The organism is Pseudomonas sp. BIGb0558, from assembly GCF_024807515.1.
Classification (GTDB): Bacteria; Pseudomonadota; Gammaproteobacteria; order Pseudomonadales; family Pseudomonadaceae; genus Aquipseudomonas; species Aquipseudomonas yamanorum_A.
The window spans coordinates 14,984-37,847 of the sequence record NZ_JANUEW010000048.1 but is presented as its reverse complement, the minus strand read 5'-3'; the positions used below and the strand labels follow the sequence as shown (position 1 = coordinate 37,847).

The window sequence follows — 22,864 nt, the reverse complement described above, 5'->3', positions numbered from 1 at the left end:
GGAACACCGAGCCTAGGCGAGGTGCCGACAGGCGGGGCAGAGCGTTTTGGTTACTTTTGCGCTTTTCAAAAGTGACCCGCTGTAAGAGCGGAACCATAAGCCGCCGTTACCGCAGCAACGGATATGTACTCAACCCAAAAAAACCAAACCCAAATCTACCCGCCCATCGCGCACAGGCGGGCACCAATAATACCCCCCAGTCAACGGCTTGCTGATGCGATACAACCCATCAACAATCCCATCCTCAAGCCCACTCATCCGCCGCAACTGCGCTTCAAACGCATCAAACGAATGCCCAAACGCCAGGAACATCAACCCCGCCTGCCCATTCTCGGCCCAAGGCATCGACCGACGCACCACAAACGCCTCCGGACTAAAACTCTCCTGGGCCGTACGCTTGGTGTGCGCCGACTCCGGCGCATCCTCCAGCTCCTCGTTATCACCATGACGCCGACCAATAATGTGATCCCGCTCCACCGCCGGCAAAGCAGCAAACCCATCCAGGTCATGCTGCCACTGCTGGATCGCCGCAAAGCTCGCCCCACCCGGCGCCACCGCCGCATCCACCGCCGCATCATCATGCGGATTCTCGGTGCCATCCTCATAGTCAGTCAGGTCAAACCCGGTCTTGTAGCGAAAACCCTCGGTCATCTGCACCAGACCAAACCCCGGCGCCAGAGCCTTCTCAAACGCCCGGCTGCGCAACAGCAACTCACCGCGATCCACACCGTGCAACCAGACCCACAGCGCCTGCTGGGTCGACGGATTCTCCGCCCCCGGCCCGCTCACATGAGGGAACGCCCGCAACCCTTCAATCCGGGCACCCAAGGCGTTGACCAGCGGCTCACCGAAACCAACCACTGCATTGGCGTCCACCAAGTGCACCAGCGCATCCAGTGCAGCAGGCACAGCGTCCACGGACTCAATGGCAAAAAACAGATGGCGTGCCTGCAACGGCACCGGTGCGGCAAGAATGCCCGGCTGGTACTGACTCATGTGAACTCCTTCAAGAAAGCCGCGCAGTTTACCCGGCCAGTGCCGGGTTGTGCTCAAGGTTTTCCAGGCTTCGCGGGTCGAGGTTCAACTGTGCCTTGAGTTGCGCCCAGCCTTTGGGCGTGACCAGCACCGCCCGGGAGTTTTTCGAGCGGCGCAGCCAGTCGGCCTCGCACAGCGCGTTGAGCAGTTGTACCCCCAGGGGGCCGGCCAAGTGATGGGTGCGCTCGGTCCAGTCCAGGCATTGTTGCGCCAGGCCCTGGCGCGAGGGTTTGAGCGCCGCCAGGTCGATGCCCAGCGCGGCAAACCACTGCGCCCCTGCCGGCAGCAGTTCGTAGCGTTTGTCCTCCACGGCCAGGAGGTACCCGCAGTGTTCCAGGGCCTGGGTGATGGCGACGCCCATTTGCCCGGCCAGGTGGTTGTAGCAGCAGCGCGCAAACCGCAGTCCCTGGGCCTGGCGTGCCAGTGGTTTGGCCGGCACCGGGGTGATCACGCTGAGGTACTCGATGGCCCGCGCCACATGGGCGCCGGCCAGACGGTAATAACGGTGACGGCCCTGGGTTTCGCAGGTCAGCAGGCCACCGGCCAACAGTTTGGCCAAGTGGGTGCTGGCAGTCTGCGGGGTGATGGCGGCGGCATGGGCCAGTTCGCCGGCTGGGAGCGCGCGGCCGTCGAACAGTGCGAGCAGGATCGCAGCGCGGGCCGGCTCGGCGATCAGCGCGGCGACATCGGAAAAGTTGGCAGCAAGGGGCATGGCAGGTCTCCAGCAGGACCGCGCCAGTATAGGCGCAGCGAACGACGCCATGCTTCGATCACCGTCGAAGCATCGGCACCGGCGCCCGCGCTAGATTCGCCGCCTGGTTCTTCAAGGATGATCGCAATGCCCTCTCCTCTTCTTGCACAACGCGGGGTACTGGCCGCCACCAGCCTCAGTTATGTGCTGGTGATTCTCGACACCTCCATCGTCAATGTCGCCCTGGAGCGCATCGCCGCCACGCTGCACACCGGCATCAGCGGGCTGCAATGGGTGGTCAGCGCCTACACCCTGAGTTTTGCCAGCCTGCTGCTCAGTGGCGGCGCGCTGGGGGATCGCGTTGGTGCCCGCCGGCTTTATCTGGCGGGCCTGGTGTTGTTTACCCTGGCCTCGTTGCTGTGCGGCATGTCCGGCGACTGGATGACGCTGGTGGCGGCGCGGGTACTGCAAGGGGTTGGCGCAGCGCTGTTGGTGCCCGGCTCACTGACGCTGATCAACCAGGCCTTTGCCAACGATCCGGCCGGACGTGCGACGGCCATCGGCGTATGGGCGAGTTGCGGCGGTATCGCCATGGCAGCCGGCCCGTTGGTGGGCGGCGTGCTGATCGAGCTGTTTGGCTGGCGCAGTATTTTCCTCGCCAACCTGCCGCTGGGGCTGATTGCGATTGGCTTGAGCGCCCGGCTCAACGCCAGCGAGCGCTCGCCAAGGGCGCTGGATGTGCGCGGGCAATTGAGCGCGATCCTGGCGCTGGCGACCTTGATTGGCGTGCTGATCGAAGGCCCGGTTCGCGGCTGGTTCTCCACGCCAATTCTGTTGGCCGGCCTGCTGAGCGTGGCGGCCTGGGGCACCTTCATCCGGATTGAAATTCGCCACGCCCAGCCGATGCTACCGCTCAAGCTGTTCGCCAATCCGGTGTTCAGCGCCTGTGTGGCGGTGTCGCTGATCTCGGCGTTGGTGCTCTACGGCCTGGTATTTCTGCTGAGCCTGTATTTCCAGCGGGTGCTGGGTTACTCACCATTATGGACGGGCCTGGCGTTCCTGCCGCTGACCGCACTGGTGAGCCTGGGCAGCCTGGTCGCCGGCCGACTGGTCAAGGCCTGGGGCAGCGAACGGTTGATCGGTGTGGCACTGCTTTTATACCTGGCGGGTTTCGGCCCGCTGTTGCTCTATGGCCCCACCACGTCCTACCTGTGGATCGCCCTGCCGATGCCGGTGATCGGCCTGGCCGCCGGGTTGATCACCCCCGCTGCCACCAGCGCCTTGATGGGCACTGTGGACAAGCACCGCGCCGGTATCGCCGCCGGCACCCTCAACGCCGCCCGACAGGTGGGCGCGGCGCTCGGGGTGGCGCTGTTCGGTGGCTTGTTGGCGGGCCACATCCGGGCGTAATGCGTCTAGCCCTTGCCACACGGGGCGTTGATGGGTGAATCTCTAGTCACGTTTTGCAACCACTTAAGGGGTAGCGACATGACCACCGACAACCTGCTCGCCCAGCTGTTTCCCACTGCCGCCGAGATTCCCGAGCAATTCCGGCTCGCGGCGCCCATTGAACAACGTGATTACCTGGTCGGCGGCCAGTTGCATGTGTGGAACGGCCCCTTGGCCGAAGTACGCAGCCCGGTGCAGTTGCGCGGTACCGACGGTGACACACCGGTGATCATCGGCAGCACCCCGCTGCTGGACGCCGACACCGCCCTGACCGCCCTCGACGCCGCCGTGGCCGCCTACGACCGTGGCCAGGGCGCCTGGCCGACGATGCGCGTGGTGGATCGCATCCAGCACGTCGAAGCGTTTTTGCGGCGCATGCGTGAACAACGCGACGCGGTGGTGAAGCTGTTGATGTGGGAGATCGGCAAGAACCTCAAGGACTCGCAGAAAGAATTCGACCGCACCTGCGACTACATTACCGACACCATCAACGCCCTCAAGGAACTCGACCGCCGCTCCAGCCGCTTCGAGCTGGAACAGGACACCCTCGGGCAAATCCGTCGAGTGCCGCTGGGCGTAGCGCTGTGCATGGGCCCTTACAACTACCCGCTGAACGAGACCTTCACCACGCTGATCCCGGCGCTGATCATGGGCAACACCGTGGTGTTCAAGCCGGCCAAGCTCGGCGTGCTGCTGATTCGCCCGTTGCTGGAAGCGTTTCGCGACAGCTTCCCCGCCGGCGTGATCAACGTGATCTATGGCAGCGGCCGCGAGACCGTCAGCGCGCTGATGGCCAGCGGCAAGATCGATATCTTTGCGTTTATCGGCACCAACAAGGCCGCCAGCGATTTGAAGAAGCTGCACCCAAAGCCTCACCGTCTACGTGCGGCACTGGGCCTGGACGCGAAGAACCCCGGGATCGTGCTGCCGCAGGTGGACCTGGACAACGCGGTCAACGAAGCCGTCACCGGTTCCCTGTCGTTCAACGGCCAGCGTTGCACCGCGTTGAAGATCCTGTTTGTACACGAGGATGTGGTCGACAGTTTTATCGAGAAATTCAACCGCAAGCTGGCCACCCTCAAGCCGGGCATGCCGTGGGAAGACGGTGTATCGCTGACGCCGCTGCCCGAGCAGGGCAAGGTTGATTACCTCGGTGGCCTGGTCACCGATGCACTGGCCCACGGCGCCAAGGTGGTGAATGAAAATGGCGGCGCCAGCCGTGGCTCGTTTTTCTACCCGGCGGTGCTGTACCCGGTGAACCCGCAGATGCGCGTGTACCACGAGGAACAGTTCGGCCCGGTGGTGCCGATCGTGCCGTACCGCGATTTGGAGACGGTGATCGACTACGTGCTGGAATCGGATTTCGGCCAGCAACTGAGTATCTTCGGCACCAGCCCGGGTGAAGTCGGGCGGCTGGTGGATGCGTTCGCCAACCAGGTGGGCCGGATCAATATCAACGCCCAGTGCCAGCGCGGGCCCGACAGCTTCCCGTTCAACGGGCGCAAGAACTCGGCCGAGGGCACGCTGTCGGTACATGATGCGTTGCGGGTGTTTTCGATCCGTACCCTGGTGGCGACCAAGTTCCAGGCGAGCAACAAGGAACTGGTGAGCGACATTTTGCAGGAGCGCACGTCGAGCTTTCTGACCACTGACTATATTTTCTGAACCCTGAAATAGGTCGCCGAACTCCTGTGGGAGCTGGCTTGCCTGCGATGACGGACTCACCTCCAACAGTGATGTTGGCTATGACACCGCTATCGCAGGCAAGCCAGCTCCCACCCTGAGTCGACGGCGCCTGTTCGACCGAGGCCACCTTGAGACCGTTTTCATTGCACTTACCCCTCTTCGCCCGCCGCTTGCTGCGCCCGCTGCTGGACCCGTACCGGCGCTACCGTCATGCCAAACTGATCCACGCGGTACGCGTTTCCATCGGGTTGCTCGCCACGATCCTGCTCACCACCGGCATCAACCTGCCCCACGGTGAGTGGGCCTCGGTAACGATGCTGATCGTGATCGGCGGGTTGCAGCACCACGGCAATATCGGCAAGAAAGCCGTCGAGCGTGCCTACGGTACGTTGATCGGGGCCAGCGTCGGGTTGCTGTTGGTGGTGCAAGAGACCTACCTGGGCCAGCCGCTGTTGACCTACCTGCTGATGTCGGTGGTGTGCGGGTTCTTTTCCTATCACGCCATCGGCAAGGGCGGGTACATCGCGCTGCTGTCGGCGATCACCGTGTTTATCGTCGCCGGCCATGGCGACAACCCGCTGTCGGACGGGCTGTGGCGCACGGTGGACATCCTGATTGGCATCGTCCTGGCGCTGGCGTTTTCCTTCGCCCTGCCGCTGTACGCGGTGTATTCCTGGCGCTACAACCTGGCCAGTGCCTTGCGCGATTGCGCGGCGATCTACAGCCGGATCATCAGCGGCCAGTCGGTGACCGATGATGAACACCTCAAGCTGCTCAATCGGCTTAACGCCGCCATGCTGCAACTGCGTTCGCTGATGCCGTCGGTGTCCAAGGAAGTGCGGATTTCCATGACCGAACTGGACATCATCCAGCGGCACCTGCGCATGTGCATCAGCACCCTGGAGATCCTCGGCAACACCCGGCCCGACCCACGGGACAAGGAAGCCCTGGCGCGGATGCAGATGGCGTTGAAGAGCGAGCATCGACAGATACGGGTGCAGTTGATCGGGATGGCACGGGCCTTGAAGTCGGGGGTGACCGAGCGACTGGAGCGGCCGAGCAACACGACGCCCCACGAGCAGACCTTTGAAGTGCCGGTGGTCAACCCGCTGGACGGTTACCGGTTATTGACCCTGCAGCTGGCAGCCAACGTTGATGACATGCGCCAGCGCCTGGCCAAGACCGCCAGCCACTGGAAAATCTGATCAATCCCGGTGCAGCGCCTGGACCAACAGGTGCTGCAACGCCTGTAGCCGGGGCTCGGGGCTGTCTTCGGCGAAGCGCAGCACATTGGCCACTTCGGGCAGCGGCATCTGCTGTTCGAAAGGTCGGTGCACTGCCACGCGCTTGTCGAGGTGATCGCTGCTGAGCAGGCCCACGCCCAACCCGGCGGCGATGGCCGAAATCACGCCCTCCACCGAACCGCACTCTACCGCCACCTGCCAGGGAATGCCCAAGGCACTCAGCCGTTCCTGGGCCAGTTGCCGGTAGAAACAGCCAGGCCCGAACGTGATCAGCCGCACGCAATCATCCGGTGCGTGGTGCCAACCGGGTTGGGCGCACCAGTGCACATGTTCGCTCCACAGCAACTGGTCCCGCGCTTCGACGCGGTGGGTGAAATCCTGGTGCAGCGCCAGGTCCAGTTCACGGTCCACCAGGGCCTGGCGCAGCACGTGGCTCTGTTCCACCACAATCCGCACATCAAGCTGGCGATGCTGCCGGGAAAACTGGCCCAGCAGGTTCGACAGCTCGGCCATCGGCACCTGTTCGGTGGCGCCCAGGCGGATGGTGCCTTGCAGCTGCACCGGATTGAAGTGCGCCAGGGCCGCGTCGTGGGCTTCAAGGATGCGACGGGCGTGGATCAGCAACTGCGCACCATCGTCGCTGGCCACCAGGCGCTGGCCTTCGCGCTGGATCAGCGGCCGCTCCAACTGTTTCTCCAGCCGCTTGATCTTCCAGCTGACCGCCGACTGGCTGAGATTCAGCCGCTCAGCCGCCCGGGTGACACTGCCGGTTTCCACCACGGTTTGCAGGGCCCTCAGTACATCGATGGGCAGTCGCTGGTTCATGAGCATGGCCTATGACAAAAACAGGATTGGCAGAGAGTAAGTTGTCATTGGTGTCATGGCCAGCGGCACTTTAGGGTAAAGCCTTCATCACCGCGAGGATTTGCCATGACTGCCCTGCTGAACGAAGTTGCCTTGATCAACGGTTGGCGCATTGCCACAGGCCGCCACGGTGACGGGCTGCCGGTGCTGTTGCTGCACGGCACGCCCGCCCACTCCATCATCTGGCGCAATGTGGTGCCGCATCTGACCGCCGCCGGCCTGCAGGTTCACCTGTTCGACCTGCTGGGGTTCGGCGCTTCGGAACGCCCCGTGCAAGCAGACACTTCAGTGGCGGCGCAAAGCCAGCTGATTGGCAGTTTGCTCGACCACTGGGGGCTTGAGGACGTGCACTTGGTGGGGCATGACATCGGTGGCGTCATCGCGCTGCTGTTTGCCCTGGAGCACCCACAACGGGTGCGCTCATTGACGATCGCCGACGCGCCCAGCTATGACTCGTGGCCATCACCCACCTGGCGCGGGATTCACCAACGGTTTGCCGAGCACGGGCGCATGGCGCCGCACGAACATCAGGCGTTGATGAGCCGGCAATTGGCCATGGCCGTGTTTGACAAGAGCGTGATGCAAGGTGAGTTGCTGGAGGCGTACTTGGCACCGATCAGCGGTGTGGTCGGCCAGCCGGCGTTCTACCAGCATCAGGTGGCACATTACGACGCACGGTACACCGCCGATTTTGCCGAACGTCTGCCAGGCATGGATTTGCCGGTGCAGGTTCTGTGGGGCGCCGAAGACGAGTGGCAGCCGCTGGTGTATGCGCAGCGCCTGCAAAGGGATATTCCGGGGGCTGCCCTGCATGTGCTGGAAAACGCGGGTCACTTTCTGATGGAGGACGCGCCGGGACGGGTGAGCGAGTACCTGTTGGACTTTATTGGCCGCGTTCACACAAGCGATTAACTTCACACTTTTTCTTACATATTTTTCACGTTTTATTCACATCCCCAGCCGTAGTGTGAAGCCTCATCCGTTACAAATGCTGCACTTAAAAACCCGCCGCCCCAGCGGGTTTTTTTTGCCTGTCATTTATCCAGACCCGCCACCTGCGGGTGTAAGGATTGCAAGGTGTTATCACCCCTGTTGCTGACGAAGATACAGGTACCGTCCGGGCTGATGCTCACATGACGGGGGCCCTCACCCGCCAGGGTCAGGACCTGTTCTTTTCTCGAGGTATCGATTGCCGCCAGAAAACCTGTGATCACAGAGGTGCCATTGGTGGTGTATAGCCAGTTTCCGTCAGGACTGGCGGCCAAGGTATCAAACAGATTGTTGGTCAGCAGGATGTAGTCGCTTACCTGGTTGCTGGCAGTGTCAAACACCGCCATCCGCGCAAGGCCGGAAAGGTTGATATACACCAACGCACCATCAGGGCTGATTGCAATGCCTGTCCCCGCAGCAATCAGTGGGATGGCCCTGACCTGCCGCCGTTCAAGGATGTCGATGATCGACAGTGTTGCGCTCAATCGGCTGCAAACGAATCCATGGCGGTTATCCGGGCTGACGACGATGGCATTCGGTGTTGTAGGGGTCATCTCGACTGTATCGACCTCCTGGGTCAGCGTATCGAGAACGGCAACGCCCCCTCCCTGAACACAGAAACACAGATTACGTCCATCAGGGCTGAGGGCCAGGCCGGTATCATGGCGTCCCAGTCTCATGGATATCACTTGCAGGCTGCTCAGCGTGATAATCAACAACCCTTGCTGATGGCTGACGTATGCATGAGTACCCTGGGGGTTGATCACGACCTCAAGAGGGGGAAAGTCCAGGACAATTCGATAGAGGATGCGCAGCATGAGCGTATCCAGCACGGCCATGTATCGATCGCTGAAAGCGCACACATAAAGCCGCGTACCGTCAGGCGTCAAGGCACTGCCCTGGGGAGATCGGAGCGGTATCTTTTCATCGGGCCCGTTAGCCACTACCGCCAGCGAGGCAGAGGCGAGTTTCGAGCCGCTCTGTGCATTAAAGGTATAACGCCCCGTTATCCCAGGCCCTTGAATACCTTCGACCAGCAAAAAACCAGCCGCGTCGGTTACAAAACTGCGAACGCCGCTGCTGCCGTCATCAAAGAACGCCCCGTCCGGTAATGTAATGAGTACCGCACCTTCGGGGACTGGCCGGTAGGCGTCATCGTGCAGGCTCAGACGCAGCCTCAAGCGCCCCAAAGGGGTGATTGTGTAGGGGCCGTTGATAAATAGCGGCGTACCCACTGGCGCAGTCAAATCCTCAACGGTCGGCGGGTTGGGTCCGGGGTTATGCTGCTCAGCCATATTCGGGCACCTGCAAATCGGGCGAGGGTGTCTGCCCGATTTAGCAATGCATCGGATTGCTTGTATAGCTGTGAAATTTGACAGTGGCGACCGACGGACAACAGGTCAGCGAACGGCCTTTCCGGCGCTCGGGGCAGCCGCTTGCTCGCGGATCGCACGTTGCGTGTCCAGTACCCGCGCCAGAGCCGTTTCGGCCTCAGGGCTTTGCTGGGGCACGCGAATCGCCGCCGACACCAGGGTGATCAGTTTGGCCATCACTTCGGCATCGGTCGCCGGCCGCCCCAGGCTCATGGAGTTCATCAGCAAGCGCAGCTCGGTGCCGGCCATTACCCCGGAAATCGCCTTGAGGGCAAATTGCAGGCGCACCCCCAGTTCGTTGCGCGGCAAATCCGGCAGGGCCAGGGCGAACGCTTCAAAGAAGCGCTGGAACACCGGCTGGTAATGCACCTTGAGGTATTCCTGGATAAACGGCGAGGTGTCGCTGTACACACGCCCCAGGAAACGGATGAACGAACGCCCTTCCCCGCTCGCCGGGTCGCTGCGCTCCAGGCCCATGGCCGGGGCGAACAGCACGCCCAGCAAGGTGTCGCAGTCCAGCGGGCCGTCGGATTCGGCTTCGCACCGCGCGAGCAGCTCCAGGCGCTGCTCGTTGAGCGGCTCCAGGCGCTGCATCAACAGGGTTTTCATCAGGGAATCCTTGTCCCCGAAGTGATAATTCACCGCAGCGAGATTGACCTGCGCCCTCTCGGTTATCTGCCGCAACAAAACGGCGTCATAGCCGTATTTGATGAAAAGAGCCTCTGTCGCATCCAGCAATCGGGTCTTGGTAACGTTTGGAGCGCTGAGTTTCTTCGCGACCATAGGGATTGGGGTTCCACTGCGGAAATATTGTTTTAAAAATTAATTTGATTTTTTATACCGGGGCCGCTGCCTGAAAGCAAGTAGTGACACTGCGCCATACCATCCAAAGCCAGCAATGACGGGCTCGTTGAGGGTAGCTGATGGATTTTTCCGGCGCCTGAAATGCCCCGTAGAGGAATCGTTTCAAAGGGTAAAACCGCTCTATATCCATGGCTGGCGGAACGGCGGGATCGCGGTTAGTATTCAAACAATATTTTAAAAACAAGAAATAAAACCAGTCCGTGACGTGTACCAGGCAGCCCCTGAACTTGTTACAAGGATTTTCAGGGGATGCGCGGTGCTGTCGAGGCTGCAGGCGTAGTCATGATGACAGATACCCCCGCGCACCCAGGCTTCATTTCCCTGCAAGGCATCGGCAAAAGCTATCAGTTGGCCGGTCAACACCTGTCGATTCTCAATGATGTATGCCTGGCCATCCAAAGCGGTGACAGCTGCGGCATCCTCGGCGCGTCCGGCTCCGGCAAAAGTACCCTGCTCAACATTCTGGGCCTGCTGGATTTGCCCGACTGCGGCCAGTACCGTTTTGCCGGCCATGACATTTTCAGCGCCAGCCCCGACCAGTTGGCGGCGATCCGCAATCAGCAGATCGGTTTCGTCTTTCAAAGCTTCAACCTGCTGCCGCGCCTCAGTGCCCTGGACAATGTCGCCCTGCCCCTGAGCTACCGTGGCGTGTCGCGGCATGACTCGGTGGAACAGGCCCTGCGCATGCTTGACCAGGTGGGCCTGGCCGAGCGTGCGCATCATCGCCCGGCGGACCTGTCCGGCGGCCAGCGCCAGCGCGTCGCCATCGCCCGCGCCCTGGTGGGCAATCCCTCGGTGATCCTCGCCGACGAACCCACCGGCAACCTCGACAGCACCACCGCCCAGGAGATCATGGACCTGCTGCTGGCGCTCAATCGCGAACAGCAGGTGACGCTGATTATCGTCACCCATGACCCGCACATTGCCGAGCGCCTGAATCGCAAGATCCTGGTGCGCAACGGCGTGGTGCAAGAGGCCGGGCGCCTATGAGCCTGCGGGTCGAACAAAGCCTGAGCCAATTGCTGCACGAGGCATTTGTCAGCCTGCGTACCCTGGGCAAGCGCTCGGTCCTGGCCTTGCTGGGCATTGTCATCGGCAGTTCGTCGGTGGTGGCGCTGATCAATATCGGCCACAACGCTGCCGAAGACGCGGCGATGATTTTCAAGGACATGGGCACCGACACCCTGGTGGCGCAATTTCCGCCCAAGGGTGCCAGCACCGCACAGATGCCCGCCCGCCTGGACCTGGAGGCCGTGCGCCGCAGCGTGCCCGGTATCGCCCATATCGGCGCGGTCTCGTTGTTCAGCGGGCCGGCGGTGTTCCATGGCCGCACCGTCAACACAAACTTTGTCGGCAGTACGCCGGACTTGAAAGACGCGATGCGCCTGTCGGTACGCGAGGGGCGTTTCCTGTCGAGCTTCGATGCGGGGGAAACCTACGCGGTCATCGGTGACCAGATCGCCCAGGCCCTGAGCGCGCCCGGCGACCCGCTGCAATTGGGCGACCGGGTGCGCATCAACGATTACCTGTTCCTGGTGGTGGGCATCCTGCACAGCCAACCCCGGGCAATGCTGATCCCGGTGCAGGCCAACGAATCGCTGTTCGTGCCCGCCCAGGGCATGCGCCGCATCTACGCCAATCCGCAAGTTGCCAACGTGATTATCCGCGCAAGCTCCGGGCAGGACATGGAGCGTGTGGCCCAGGACGCAGCGGCGGCGCTGCGAACCCAGCTCACCGACCACGATGTCGACATTCAGGTGCCCCAGCAAATGATCGATGGCATGACCCGGCAAAGCCGTACCTTCGCTTACCTGCTGCTGGCCCTGGGCGCGATTTCCCTGGTGGGCGGCGGCGTCGGCGTGATGAACGTGATGCTGATGAACGTTTCGGAGCGGCGCCGGGAAATCGGGATTCGCATGGCCCTCGGTGCGCGCCAGCGGGACATTCGCAATCTGTTCCTGCTGGAAGCGGTGACCCTGACCGCCGTCGGCGCCGTCTGCGGCGCGGTACTGGGCATGACCGCCGCGTACCTGTATGCATGGCTGTCCGGCTGGCAGTTTTCCCTGGCGGTGGCCGCGCTGCCGCTGGGGGTGGGCAGCACGTTGCTGGTGGGGCTGTTTTTCGGGATCTATCCGGCGGTGTCGGCCTCGCGCCTGCAACCGGTGGAGGCCTTGCGCGATGAATAAACGGCTGCTGTTGTTGAGCGCTCTGGTGAGCTTGCACAGCGTGGCCGCCGACGTGGTGATTCGCCCGTCGGCGCCCAGCACCACCCGCAGCGGTTATGAGCGCGGTGTGTCGCTGAACGCCCAGTCCACCACCTTGACCCTGGGCGACGCGGTGTACCTGGGCCTGCGCAACAACCCGGCAATTCGCAGCGCGTACCTGCAACGTGTGGCGCAGAAATTCGACCTGCGGGTGGCCGAAGACACCTTCAACCCCAAGCTGACCCTGAACAGCTACTACCGCGCCAACAAAGGCAGCGACGACAACGCCCGCAACGCCAACCTGGCGCCCAACGCCACCTTGCTCGGCGAATACGGCACGCGCCTGAGCATGAACTGGACCCAGCAACTGAACAACGCCGACCGTGCCGGGCGCTACCGCAGCGACGGCCTCGACCTGTCGGTGATCCAGCCGCTGATGCGCGGTGCCGGCTGGGACGCCACCACCGCCCCGCTGCGTCTGTCACGCCTGTCGGAACAGGCCAACCGCCTGAACCTCAAGGCCAACGTGGCGCAGACCATCAGCAACATCATCACCACCTACCGCGAATTGCTGCGGGCCCAGGAACAGCTGAGCATCGTCCAGGACGCCCTCAAACGCTCCGGCACGCTGCTGGAAGTGAACAAAGCGCTGATCAGCGCCGGGCGCATGGCCGAGTTCGAGATTGTGCAGACCGAAGCCGACATCGCCACCCAGCAACTGGGGGTGGAAGAAGCCCAGAACCAACTCGACACCAGCCGCCTGGCCCTGCTGCGCCTGCTGGCCCTCGACCTGTCGACGCCGATCCGCGCCACCGAAGCCCTTGAAGCCAAGCGCATGGACATCGACAAGCACCAGGCCTTCGTACTCGCGCAGAACCAGCAACCGAACTACCTGGCCACCCTGCTCGGCAGTCAACAGGCCGACCTCAACCTGGTGATCGCCAAGGACTCCGGCCGCTGGCAGGTGGACCTGGTGGCCGGCGCCAACCAGATACGGGCCGACACCAATGACGATAACGGCCACTCCAATAACCGGCGCTGGGACAGCTATGCCGGCGTGCAGGTGCAGATTCCCATCGGCGATATCAGCACCCGCCAGGCCGAAGTGCACGCGCGGGTCGACGCGGAGAATCAGGAAATCATCATCGCCGACGCCCGCCAGCAACTGGAGCGCGACGTCAACGATGTGGTGCGTGACCTGGGCACCCGCTGGCGCCAGTATGAAATCTCCCAGCGGGCGGTGGAGCTGTCCAAGCGCAAGATCGAAATCGAACGGGAAAAACTCAGCGCCGGGCGCTCCACCAACTTCCAGGTATTGAGTTTCGAAACCGACCTGCGCAACGCCGAGAACTCACGGCTCAATGCCTTGATTGCTTATTTGAACGCCCAGACTCAGTTCGACCTGACCCTGGGCATGACGCTGGAAAGTTGGGAAATCGCCCTCAATGACTACTAATAAGAAGCGCCTGTTGGGTGTCGTGTTGATGGTGCTGGTGGCCGGTGTCGGCATCACGCTGCTCAGCCGCCAGAGCCCGGCCGCCAACCCGCCCGGCAACGCCGAACAATGGCTGGCGGTAAAGGTCGACCCGCTGGTGCACCAGATCGGCCTGGTGGGCAAGATCGAGCCCGACACCACCATCACCCTCACCGCGCCCTTCGACGGCAATGTGCAGGCCAACCTGGTGGAACAGGGCCAGCGGGTGGAAGCCGGCCAGGTGCTGCTGCGAATGGACCCGGCCACCCTCGAAGTGCAACTGCGCGACGCCCTCTCCGCGCAGCTCAAGGCCCGGCGCACGGTGCAGGAAATGCAGGACTGGGACAGCGGCCAACAAGTCGGCCGCGCCCGCCGCAACCTGCGCACCGCCGAAATGAGCGCCAGCAACACCCAGCGCAAACTCACCGAGAGCGAAAACCTGTTCAAGCGCGGCATCATCCCGCGCAACGAACTCGACGACCTCAAGCAACAGGCCACCCAGCAACAGCTGGACCTGGTGGCCGCCCGGGGCGAACTGCAGCAGGCGATAGAACAAGGCAAGGGCGAATACCGGCAAATCGCCGATATGGAGCTGACCAACGCCACGGTCAAATATGACGCCCTGCGCACCCTGCTCGATGGGAAGGAGGTCAAGGCACCGTTCTCCGGCATCGTGGTACCGGCGCCGGGCGGCAGCTCATCGTCCCAGGGCGGCGGGAACAACAACGCGCCGGTGCAGGCCGGGAGCAAGGTCAGCCAGGGCCAGGTGCTGTTTGGGCTGGCGAATATCGAGAAGCTGAAAATCGTTGCCAAGGTCTCGGAGCTGGACATCAACCAGCTGCACCAAGGGCAAGCGGTGGAGGTCATGGGCGACGGGTTTGACGGGGAGCGGCTGACGGGGTCGGTGAGTGTGGTCAGCGGCTTGGCAATTGCCAGCGACAGCCAGGGCAGCGCGCAGTTTCCGGTGACCCTGTCGATTCCCAAGCTGACGCCGCAGCAGTTGCAACGGGTGCGACTGGGGATGAGTGCGCGGTTGACCATCGTGACTTATAACAATGACCAGGCGATTGTGGTGCCGGCCCAGGCGATCAGTCGCGGGGATGGGGTGATGACGGTGGAGTATCGGGCCGCGATGGATAAACCGGTGGAGCGGGTGACGGTGACCACCGGGCAGTCGACGGCGCAAGGCGTTGAGGTATTTGGGTTAAAGCCGGGGTTTGTGAAGGTCGGGCCATAACCCCGACCTGTAGGAGCTGGCTTGCCTGCGATAGCAAGCTGTCAGTTGATAAAGATGCAGCTGACCCACCGCTATCGCAGGCAAGCCAGCTCCCACATTAGATTTAGAGGTGTGCCAACCTGGCGGCGAGTGCCTTGGCCTGAATCGCCACATCCGTCACTGCCGTACTTTCCCACCACATCCCGCGCAGCGGTGGGCCCATCGCAAACAGCCGCCGGCTGACATTCCCGTCAGCATCCAGCACCGCCCCGGAAGTATCCGCCGCAATCCCCAGCGCCAACGGCCCGGGCTGAATCAACCCGCGCTTGAGCAACTGCCGGGGCAACGGCCGGGCCACGCGCCGCCAGTCGTATTCAATTCCGCTGGAGTTGATCAGCGCTGCCCCCGACACCTCGACGACGGCCTGCTCGCCCCGATGGCGCAGGCGAATCGTGACATCACCTTCAGACGGCACCAGCCCCTTGTACGAAGCCGCCTGAATCCGCAACCGCCCTTCCCCATGCAACCGTGCCACCAACTCGGCACTCAAGGGCGGCGAGCGGTGGTGATGGCTTTCCCACCAGGGCCGAATATGCCGCACGAACTGGCGCTTCTCGCGCTCACTCGCCTGGCTCCACAAACGCCCGATATTGGCGCGTACGGTGTCCAGGGGCGCTTGCCAGTCGATCCCCTGCTCCAGCGCGAGCCGGCATTGGCGACGCACTTCCCGCAGCAATTGCCGGGGGCTGCGCAGGCTGTGGTCTTCCCCCAGGAAGTCGACCCAGGCCGGCGGCTGCCGACGCACATGGGGCAACAGGCCATGGCGTGAAAAAATCTCGATGGGCCCACGGTGACCGGCCTGTTCCAGGGACACCACGGCGTCGACCATGGTCAGCCCGGAACCGATGATCAGCACGGTGGATTGCGGGTCGAGTTGGGTCATGGCCTGCACATCCCACGGGTCGACTGCCGCGGCATTCAAGCCGCTGGACTCGGTCTGGGGCGTGCGCGCCGCCGGGAACATGCCGGTGGCCAATACTGCAACGGCACCACGCAGTTGCTGGCCGTCGCTCAGGGTCAGCCGTGTGGCGTGTTCATCCACTTCAAGGTCCACCACCTCGGCGCGGATATGCTCGACGGTCGACGTCGAAAGCGCCTTGGCCTCGGCCAGCCGTTGTTGCGCGTACAGGCCAAAAATCCCGCGGGGCGGAAACAGTTCGCTGATGGGCACGTGTTGCTGGTCTGACTCCGGCCAGCCACCGCCGGCGATGTAGGCGGTCAGCCATTGGGTCAGGTCATCGGCGTTGTCCGGGTCGACGCTCATGCGGGCGGCGTTGCCGTTCAGGGTGTGGCCCAGCTCCACCGCGCTGTAGGCCTCGCCGCGCCCCAGTTCCTGGCGCGGCTCGATCACCAGGATCTGCCGCGTGCCCGGCAGGCGCAGCAATTGCACGGCCAGCATCGTCCCGCTCAGGCCGCCGCCGACGATCAGCACATCAGCGTTGCGAATGGCGCTCGTCGCCTGTCCGCGTTCGGTTTCACTCATGAAATTGCGCCCTTACTGTCTGCCTGAATGGTTGTGGTAAAAATCGCCCCGTGCAGTATCCAGCACATCGACCCGGGGCGCATAGCTCGGCCCGAATAGCTCAGCCCGACTGGGGAAAGCCCAGGCTCTGACCGCTGTTCAGCCATTGCTCCAGCACCGCCGCCAGGCCGCCTTGCCCGTGGGTGCTCTCCTCGCTCCACAGCTCGGTCTTGCCGGAAGGCTGCCACCAGCGGCACAGCCGCTGGGACGTGTCCACGATGCCGACCTGTTGCACAACCGCCACCGGCTGCAGCCCCGGGACATACGCGTGGGTAGGCCGAATGCGCCACAGCTGTTGCTGCAAGGCGGCGGGCGCCAGGTCATCGGCCAGGGTCAGGATCTGGCCACCGATCACCTGGGCGGCCAGGGCCAGCAGCAACAAATGAGGCTCGAAAGCCCCGCTGAGGGCCAGCCGCGACTCTTCGGTAAAGCCCTGCTGGCGCAAGCCATCGGCCTGACGCTCGACATCCCGCAGGGCATCAATCCAGCGCCAGGCGTACCACTGGCCGTCGCGCTTGTGGCGCAGGGCATTGTGCAGCGGGGTCACCTGCGCCCAGTGGCGCAACTGCGCCAATGCCTTGGGCAACACCGTGACCCGTTCAGCGGGCCATTCCACATCCAGCGGTTGTTCACGTTCATGCACGCTCATAGGGTGATGCTCCTATTGGTGGAACAAGCATGCGGTGGTCCGCTGGCCGAAATCGTTGGCTTGATGAAGATCACCTGTGGGAGCTGGCTTGCCTGCGATAGCGGGGTGTCAGCCAACACAGATGCAAGCTGACTCACCGCTATCGCAGGCAAGCCAGCTCCCACATTGATCCGGTTTCTCCAGTCAGATCGCTGTGGCTTTAAGGTCGCGATAGCTGGCGCCCGGATGGTTGTCCGGCAAACGCGCGCCTTCCCCGAACAATTTCTCCCGCAGGGTGCCCTGGGCATATTCAGTCTTGTACACCCCGCGCTTCTGCAACTCCGGCACCAGCAAGTCGACCGCGTCGATAAAGGTCTCGTGGGTCAATGCATAGGCCAGGTTGAAGCCATCTACATCAGTCTCTTCAACCCACTCCTGCAACAGGTCGGCCACGGTTTGCGGGCCGCCGACAAACAACGGGCCGAAGCCGCCAATACCGACCCAGTCCGCCAGTTCATTCGGCGTCCAGACCTTGTTTGGATCAGCAGTGGAAAACGCTTCCACCGCCGACTGAATGGCGTTGGTGTGCACGTGCTTGAGGGGTTCATCAGGCTTGAACTGGCTGAAGTCGATACCGGTCCAGCCGGAGATCAATGCCATCGCGCCTTCGTAGCTGACGTAGGATTTGTATTCGTCGAACTTGGCCTTGGCCTTGGCGTCGGTTTCGCCAACGATCACCGTCTGCAAGTTGAAGATCAGGATTTTCTTCGGATCACGCCCTGCCTCGGCCGCACGCCGGCGGATGTCGGCGACGGTTTTCTTCAGCAGCACTTTCGACGGTGCCGCCACAAATACGCACTCGGCCTGCTCGGCGGCGAACTGTTTGCCCCGGCTGGACGCGCCCGCCTGGTACAACACCGGCGTGCGTTGTGGCGAAGGCTCGCAGAGGTGAATGCCGGGCACCTGGAAGTGTTTGCCGACGTGGCGAATCTCGTGGATCTTGCTCGGGTCACTGAAGATCCGTCGCTCGCGGTCCCGCAGCACGGCGCCCTCTTCCCAGCTGCCTTCCCAGAGTTTGTAGCAAACCTCCAGGTATTCCTCGGCGTAGTCGTAACGCGCATCGTGTTCGGTCTGGGCTTTCTGCCCGAGGTTCTTCGCGCCGCTTTCCAGGTATGAGGTGACGATGTTCCAGCCGACGCGGCCTTTGGTGAGGTGGTCGAGGGTGGAAAGGCGCCGGGCGAACGGGTACGGGTGCTCGAAAGACAGCGAGGCGGTCAGGCCAAACCCCAGGTGTTCGGTGACCAGTGCCATGGGTGCGATCAGCGAGAGTGGGTCGTTGACCGGCACTTGGGTGGCCTGGCGAATCGCCGCGTCACCGTTGCCGTTATAGACGTCGTAGATGCCCAGCACGTCGGCGATGAACAGGCCGTCGAACTTGCCGCGCTCGAGGATTTTTGCCAGGTCGGTCCAGTACTCCAGGTCCTTGTACTGCCACGAGCGGTCTCGCGGGTGGGCCCACAAACCGGGAGACTGGTGGCCGACGCAGTTCATGTCGAAGGCATTCAAGCGGATTTCACGGGACATCAAAGCACTCCGTTGAGGTGGTAGTTGCCGACAATCTGGTATTTGCGGCGCAACGGGTCATCGAGGGTCGGCGGCAGCGCGGTGCGTTGGCCGGTGAGTTCGAATTCGGCATTGCTCGCGGCGATGAGGGCTTCGGCCGCCGCGATCTGCGCTTCGGTGAGAGCCACCGGGCTCGGGTGGGTTTCGGCACGCTCAAACAGAGCGGCCGCTACGTCCACGCGAATCTGCAGATCGCCGAAGCGGCTGATCACGTAGGGGTCATCACTTTTCTCGACAAAGCGCCGGGTGCTTTCCAGCAGTTGGCGCGCCTGATTCAGTGCGGTCATGGATAAAGCTCCTCAGTTCCAGGCGTGGCGCGCAGGCTTGACGCCGTTGAGCACGAAGTTGCCGATCAGGTGGTATTTCCAGCGGGCCGGGTCGTGCAGGGTGTGGGTGCGGGCGTTGCGCCAGAAGCGGTCAAGGTTGTGCTTGCCGGTGACCGAGCGGGTGCCGGCCAGTTCGAAGAGTTTGCTGCTGGCAAGCAACGCGGTTTCCGCCGACAACACTTTGGCCTGGGCGACAACCAGAGAGGCGTTGGCCACGGTGTCTTCGTTGGGGTTGGCCAGGGCCCGGTCGACAGCCACGCCGGCCTTGGCGAGGATCGCTTCAGTGCCGTGCACGCGCCATTCCAGGTCACCGATGGCCGCGATGGTGAAGGGGTCTTGCCAGCCGTGATCCTGTTGGCTGTCGATCCACGGACGGGCCTGGCGCGCATAAATCTTGGCCTGTTCCAGGGCGCCAAGGGCGATCCCGGTGTCGACGGCGGCCTGGATGATTTGCGAGATCGGGCCATTGGCGGTGGGTTGGTCGAAGGCCTGGTGGGCCGGGATCACCGCACTCAGGGGCACGGTGACGCCGTCGAGGGTGACCCCGCCGCTGGCGGTGGTGCGCTGGCCGAAGCCGTCCCAGCTGTCGACCACCGTCAGGCCGGGCGCATCGCGCTCCACGAACGCGATAAACGCCTGGCCGTGTTCGTTGTTGCCGACGGTGGGCACCAGGTGGGCGAAGAGCGCACCGGTGCAATAGAACTTCTCACCGTTGATCTGGGCCGTATCGCCGTGGAAACGGATCTGCGTGTCGAAGGTGCCGGCGTTTTTGCTCCCGGCTTCGGAGAAGGCATTGCCGAAACGATAGCCCTGCAAGACCTTGGCGAAGTAATGCTGCTTTTGCTCCTCGCTGGCGGTTTGCAGGAGGATGTCCACCACCCCGAGATGGTTCTGCGGAATTTGCCCCAGGGACGGGTCGGCGGCGGAGATCAGCTTGATCACCTCGGCCACCGTCACATAGGACACTCCGGCACCGCCGTAAGCCTTGGGAATGGTGATGCCCCAGAGGCCGCTGGAGGAGAATTCGTCCAGCTCGGCCACCGGCAGGCGTCGTTCGCGGTCGCGTACGCCCGCGTCCACGGCAAAACGCTTGGCCAACTCAGTGGCAACGGCGATGGCCTCGGCGTCCGAGCGGATGATGTGGGCAGGGTGTTGGGGTTGGGCTGACATGGGCCGACTCCAGGCTCCAGAGAGATACTGGAGTAATTGCAGGAGTCGTGCCTGAATCCAATGTTCAACAAAATCAGTGGGTTGCTGGTAAGTCAGCAGTGTGGCAGGCGGTTCAAAACAGCAAAGTGTCCAACCACTGTTGCGCTGCCAACAGTTGATCCTGCGGTGAGCGCGGCCCCGTGGTGGCTTTCAATACCAGCGACACTGACTTCGGTATTGAAAGCCAATTCACTACCACTCAGGCGTCAGCAGGACGGTCGTCCACGACATAAAAACTGTGATCAGAAACAAGCTCGTCATGTTCGTCTTGAAGCACGCGATAAGTTGCCAAAACTATCTCATGGCGGAAGACGATACCGTTCAAAACAGCGTTGTATTGGCTCTCCAGCGACTCAACCGCGATTTCACCAAGCAACGTGCCATACCCCCTGACCGACCACCTGATTGTTTGCCCGATGGCCAGTCCCGGATACGCGGGAATAACGATCGAGGCGCGCCCATTTTGCATCTCGGGATAACTCACACGCTCCCCGTGGTTGGGAGTAATCCTTGGACGTGGAAGCAAGTCACTACTTTTAATATGCTTTGAGTTTTGTGCAGTCATCAGTGTGCTCTCCATTTAGTGAAGCCAACTGCCCCTTCCGCCCGAGCTCCGATTGAGTCAGCTCTGTGAGCAGTAGCTCCCACACTAGATTCAACCCAACGCTGATGTAAGCTGTGAAATCTGACAGTTGACAACACTTAAAGCCGAGAGTCTCAAATCACCACGTTGCGCACAAACCGCACCGCCACCTCGCGGTCATTGCGATAGGCGTGAAGGTGGCGACTGGCGAACATCAGGAACTCACCGGTGCCGACGTGTTTTTCCTCGTCACCCAGCACCAGCGTCAGCGTGCCTTCGAACACAAATAACTGCACGCTCCAGCCCTCGGGGTCCGGCTCGGGCATGTAGCGGTCACCGGGTTCCAGGCGCATCTCCCACAACTCCACCTCGCGACGCGCGGTGGCCTTGGCCAGCAGCACGGCCTTGCTGCCGGGAATTTCGCCGGCCCAGGCCAGTTCGTTGATGCGGCTGTGATCGGGGGCATCCGGGGCCTGGATCAGGTCGCTGAAGGCCACGTCCAGGGCCTCGGCCACCCGGTCGAGGGTCGACAGGCTGACGTTCTTTTCCCCCGCCTCGATCGCTACCAGCATGCGCCGGCTGACGCCGGACTTTTCGGACAAGGTCGTCTGGCTCAACTCAGCTGCATGGCGCAGGCGCCGAACGTTCTGGCTGACGTGTTGCAGGACCGAGGCCCGTTGCGGATTTTCTTTGTGCACTATATTGCTCACAGGGTGGGGTTGCGCAGTATACTGCCCAGCTTGCGGCGCATTGTGCGGTCCGCGCCCCTCCTGTGCAAGACCGAGCCGACATGACCACCTCCCCGTTGTTTTCCCGTTTCAGCAAAGCCGAATGTGTATTGGTGGTGATCACCATGATTTGGGGCGGCACCTTTTTACTGGTGCAGCACGCCATGGCCGTGAGTGGCCCGATGTTTTTTGTCGGCCTGCGGTTTGCGGCGGCGGCGCTTATCGTCGGGGCGTTCTCGTTGCGCAGCCTGCGGGGCCTGACCCTGTTTGAGCTGAAGGCCGGCTGCTTTATCGGCGTGGCGATCATGTTTGGCTACGGTTTGCAGACCATTGGCTTGCAGACGATCCTGAGCAGCCAGTCGGCGTTTATCACCGCGCTGTATGTGCCGTTCGTGCCGCTGCTGCAATGGCTGGTGCTGGGACGGCGGCCTGGGTTGATGCCGAGCATCGGCATCATGCTGGCGTTTACCGGGTTGATGCTGCTGACCGGCCCGGCGGGCGCGTCGCTGAATTTCAGCCCCGGTGAAATCGCCACGTTGATTGGTGCGGTGGCGATTGCTGCCGAAATCATCATGATCAGCGCCTTTGCCGGCCAGGTGGATGTGCGCCGGGTGACGGTGGTGCAACTGGCCACGGCGTCGGTGCTGTCGTTCCTGATGGTGGTGCCGATGGGTGAGGCGCTGCCGGAGTTCTCGTGGTTGCTGCTGTTCAGCGCAGTGGGCCTGGGACTGACCAGCGCGGTGATTCAGGTGGCGATGAACTGGGCGCAGAAAAGCGTCTCGCCGACTCGCGCCACGCTGATTTATGCCGGGGAGCCGGTGTGGGCCGGCGTGGTCGGGCGGATTGCCGGGGAGCGGTTCCCGCCGATTGCCATGGTGGGCGCGGCGTTGATTGTGGCGGCGGTGATTGTCAGCGAGATGAAGACGCGGGGGCAGAAGGCGCTTGAGGCGCGCAATGAGCTGGAACAGGAAACCCAAGGCTAAGGCTACTGAAACAATGCCAAACAAGCTTTTTCAGCCTACCTTGTAGGATCCTGCCACATCTTGCCGTTTGGTGATCAAGATTCCGGCACGTATGATGCATCCCAAACTCCCG

The 22,864-nt window shown here is 62.5% G+C and carries 21 protein-coding genes; 9 read left to right on the top strand and 12 right to left on the bottom strand.

Translation table 11 applies throughout. The annotated features are described in order from the left end of the window. Positions 1-129 precede the first annotated feature (129 nt). Both M2400_RS30390 and M2400_RS30385 read right to left on the bottom strand, forming a co-directional pair. On the bottom strand, positions 130-996 hold the full coding sequence (locus M2400_RS30390; RefSeq protein ID WP_177048062.1) for a Dyp-type peroxidase: 867 nt from the start codon (positions 994-996) through the stop codon (positions 130-132). A gap of 28 nt (positions 997-1,024) precedes the next feature. Beyond that, positions 1,025-1,747 carry a helix-turn-helix transcriptional regulator gene (locus M2400_RS30385; RefSeq protein ID WP_259199102.1) on the bottom strand — a complete coding sequence of 241 codons (723 nt, stop codon included), beginning with the start codon at positions 1,745-1,747 and terminating at the stop codon, positions 1,025-1,027. Between the two features lie 126 nt (positions 1,748-1,873). On the opposite strand from M2400_RS30385, the gene M2400_RS30380 reads away from it, so the two are divergent. The 3 genes from M2400_RS30380 to M2400_RS30370 all read left to right on the top strand — a co-directional run bounded on the left by M2400_RS30380 (position 1,874) and on the right by M2400_RS30370 (position 6,066). Beyond that, on the top strand, positions 1,874-3,136 hold the full coding sequence (locus M2400_RS30380; protein ID WP_259199100.1) for an MFS transporter: 1,263 nt from the start codon (positions 1,874-1,876) through the stop codon (positions 3,134-3,136). A gap of 78 nt (positions 3,137-3,214) precedes the next feature. Next, positions 3,215-4,840 (top strand): NADP-dependent glyceraldehyde-3-phosphate dehydrogenase, encoded by a 1,626-nt coding sequence (locus tag M2400_RS30375; protein WP_177112694.1) that lies wholly within the window; start codon positions 3,215-3,217, stop codon positions 4,838-4,840. A 164-nt stretch (positions 4,841-5,004) separates the two neighbouring features. Continuing rightward, positions 5,005-6,066, top strand: a complete 1,062-nt coding sequence (locus M2400_RS30370) for an FUSC family protein (protein WP_177048054.1) — start codon at positions 5,005-5,007, stop codon at positions 6,064-6,066. On the opposite strand, the gene M2400_RS30365 is transcribed toward M2400_RS30370, so the two are convergent. Then, positions 6,067-6,930 (bottom strand): LysR family transcriptional regulator, encoded by an 864-nt coding sequence (locus tag M2400_RS30365; RefSeq protein ID WP_177112690.1) that lies wholly within the window; start codon positions 6,928-6,930, stop codon positions 6,067-6,069. A gap of 105 nt (positions 6,931-7,035) precedes the next feature. Between M2400_RS30365 and M2400_RS30360 the strand changes: the two genes are divergently transcribed. Beyond that, the gene (locus M2400_RS30360; RefSeq protein ID WP_177134354.1) at positions 7,036-7,881 is read left to right on the top strand and encodes an alpha/beta fold hydrolase; all 846 of its coding nucleotides are present in this window, start codon (positions 7,036-7,038) and stop codon (positions 7,879-7,881) included. Positions 7,882-8,003: 122 nt separating this feature from the next. Here the strand turns inward: M2400_RS30360 and M2400_RS30355 are convergent, their stop codons facing one another. After that, positions 8,004-9,254: a hypothetical protein gene (locus M2400_RS30355; RefSeq protein WP_259199093.1), complete on the bottom strand. Its 1,251-nt coding sequence runs from the start codon at positions 9,252-9,254 to the stop codon at positions 8,004-8,006. A 105-nt stretch (positions 9,255-9,359) separates the two neighbouring features. Next, positions 9,360-10,115: a TetR/AcrR family transcriptional regulator gene (locus tag M2400_RS30350; RefSeq protein ID WP_259199092.1), complete on the bottom strand. Its 756-nt coding sequence runs from the start codon at positions 10,113-10,115 to the stop codon at positions 9,360-9,362. Between the two features lie 363 nt (positions 10,116-10,478). Between M2400_RS30350 and M2400_RS30345 the strand changes: the two genes are divergently transcribed. Genes M2400_RS30345 through M2400_RS30330 form a run of 4 tightly spaced genes read left to right on the top strand, consistent with a single transcriptional unit; the run spans position 10,479 to position 15,111 of the window. Further along, complete coding sequence (locus tag M2400_RS30345) at positions 10,479-11,186, top strand: ABC transporter ATP-binding protein (RefSeq protein ID WP_177048044.1); 708 nt, start codon at positions 10,479-10,481, stop codon at positions 11,184-11,186. Further along, a complete protein-coding gene (locus M2400_RS30340) occupies positions 11,183-12,382 on the top strand; it encodes an ABC transporter permease (protein WP_259199082.1) in 1,200 nt (399 codons plus the stop codon). The genes M2400_RS30345 and M2400_RS30340 overlap by 4 nt, the downstream gene beginning before the upstream one ends. Next, positions 12,375-13,856, top strand: coding sequence for a TolC family protein (locus tag M2400_RS30335; RefSeq protein WP_177048040.1), 1,482 nt, complete (start codon positions 12,375-12,377; stop codon positions 13,854-13,856). The genes M2400_RS30340 and M2400_RS30335 overlap by 8 nt, the downstream gene beginning before the upstream one ends. Further along, positions 13,846-15,111 (top strand): efflux RND transporter periplasmic adaptor subunit, encoded by a 1,266-nt coding sequence (locus tag M2400_RS30330; protein WP_259199079.1) that lies wholly within the window; start codon positions 13,846-13,848, stop codon positions 15,109-15,111. The genes M2400_RS30335 and M2400_RS30330 overlap by 11 nt, the downstream gene beginning before the upstream one ends. Before the next feature lie 103 nt (positions 15,112-15,214). Here the strand turns inward: M2400_RS30330 and M2400_RS30325 are convergent, their stop codons facing one another. From M2400_RS30325 to M2400_RS30295, 7 genes are all read right to left on the bottom strand, one after another. After that, on the bottom strand, positions 15,215-16,633 hold the full coding sequence (locus M2400_RS30325; RefSeq protein WP_259199078.1) for an FAD/NAD(P)-binding protein: 1,419 nt from the start codon (positions 16,631-16,633) through the stop codon (positions 15,215-15,217). Between the two features lie 100 nt (positions 16,634-16,733). After that, positions 16,734-17,321 carry a hypothetical protein gene (locus M2400_RS30320; protein ID WP_177079892.1) on the bottom strand — a complete coding sequence of 196 codons (588 nt, stop codon included), beginning with the start codon at positions 17,319-17,321 and terminating at the stop codon, positions 16,734-16,736. A gap of 183 nt (positions 17,322-17,504) precedes the next feature. Beyond that, the gene (locus M2400_RS30315) at positions 17,505-18,884 is read right to left on the bottom strand and encodes an LLM class flavin-dependent oxidoreductase (RefSeq protein WP_177112676.1); all 1,380 of its coding nucleotides are present in this window, start codon (positions 18,882-18,884) and stop codon (positions 17,505-17,507) included. Further along, complete coding sequence (locus tag M2400_RS30310; RefSeq protein WP_177048030.1) at positions 18,884-19,210, bottom strand: acyl-CoA dehydrogenase; 327 nt, start codon at positions 19,208-19,210, stop codon at positions 18,884-18,886. Before M2400_RS30310 ends, M2400_RS30315 begins: the two co-directional genes overlap by 1 nt. A gap of 12 nt (positions 19,211-19,222) precedes the next feature. Further along, a complete protein-coding gene (locus M2400_RS30305) occupies positions 19,223-20,419 on the bottom strand; it encodes an SfnB family sulfur acquisition oxidoreductase (RefSeq protein WP_259199075.1) in 1,197 nt (398 codons plus the stop codon). Between the two features lie 238 nt (positions 20,420-20,657). Beyond that, a complete protein-coding gene (locus M2400_RS30300; RefSeq protein ID WP_259199071.1) occupies positions 20,658-21,023 on the bottom strand; it encodes a hypothetical protein in 366 nt (121 codons plus the stop codon). 152 nt (positions 21,024-21,175) lie between these two features. Continuing rightward, positions 21,176-21,739 carry a helix-turn-helix domain-containing protein gene (locus M2400_RS30295; protein ID WP_259199070.1) on the bottom strand — a complete coding sequence of 188 codons (564 nt, stop codon included), beginning with the start codon at positions 21,737-21,739 and terminating at the stop codon, positions 21,176-21,178. A 92-nt stretch (positions 21,740-21,831) separates the two neighbouring features. Here M2400_RS30295 and M2400_RS30290 point away from each other — a divergent pair, with 92 nt between their 5' ends. Next, positions 21,832-22,752 carry a DMT family transporter gene (locus tag M2400_RS30290; RefSeq protein ID WP_259199069.1) on the top strand — a complete coding sequence of 307 codons (921 nt, stop codon included), beginning with the start codon at positions 21,832-21,834 and terminating at the stop codon, positions 22,750-22,752. Positions 22,753-22,864 lie beyond the last annotated feature (112 nt).